Annotated in this window: 1 protein-coding gene; it reads left to right on the top strand. The window is 62.2% G+C overall.

Annotated elements, in window-relative coordinates; translation table 11 throughout:
• Positions 1-105: 105 nt before the first annotated feature.
• On the top strand, positions 106-952 hold an 847-nt coding region (locus AWB74_RS44870), incomplete at its 3' end, for an IS481 family transposase (RefSeq protein WP_061152843.1).

The raw sequence follows: 952 nt of genomic DNA on the forward strand, positions 1-952 counted from the left end.
GTGTATAGACCGGAGACATGGGTAACACCTGTTCCAGGACATGGGTAACACTTCCGGACGAATGGTTCGTCCGGAGTTGATCATGACCTGGATAGCAAAGACATCATGGACCTGCGGCTTGAATTCGTGGAGTTTGCTACACAAGAAGGCGCCAATCGGCGCGCATTGTGTCGGCAGTACGGCATCAGCCCGAAGACGGGCTACAAATGGATCAGGCGCTACGAACAGGGCGATACCGCGTTGGCCGATCACTCCAGACGTCCCCTTCATAGTCCGGCACGTACTGCCGCCGAGACCGAAACACGCGTGGTCGAGTTGCGCGAAGGCCAACCGGCCTGGGGCGGGGCGAAGATCAGTCGCCGCATGCTCGACTTGGGCTGCGCTCAGGTGCCTTCGCCCAGCACGGTGACGCGCATCCTGCACCGGCATGGTTTGATCACGGCCGAGGCCTCCGCGGACGCCTCGCACTGGCAGCGCTTCGAGCACGAACATCCCAATGACCTGTGGCAAATGGATTTCAAGGGCTGGATCGAACTGGACGGTGGCCGGCGCTGCTGGCCGTTCACCGTACTGGACGATCATTCGCGCTTTAACCTCGTGCTCGATGCGTGCGGCAGCACGCCCACCCGAGTGGTGCGTGAGTGCTTGCGCACGGCGTTTCGCCGTTACGGGCTGCCGCTGCGCATCAACGCGGACAACGGCCCCCCGTGGGGCTGTCCCGCGCATCCAGGGCAACTGACAACGTTGGGGGTCTGGTTGATCCGCCTGGACATCCGGCCCTCGCACAGTCGTCCGGCGCATCCGCAAACCAACGGCAAAGACGAGCGGTTTCATCGAACGATGAAGACTGAATTGCTCGCAGGTCGGCACTTCAAGAACCTGAAGAGCGCTCAGCAGGCCTTCGATGCGTGGCGCCGCGTCTACAACCACGAGCGGCCGCATCAGGCGTTGG

The sequence above is a fragment of the Caballeronia arvi genome (assembly GCF_001544695.2).
Taxonomy (GTDB): domain Bacteria; phylum Pseudomonadota; class Gammaproteobacteria; order Burkholderiales; family Burkholderiaceae; genus Caballeronia; species Caballeronia arvi.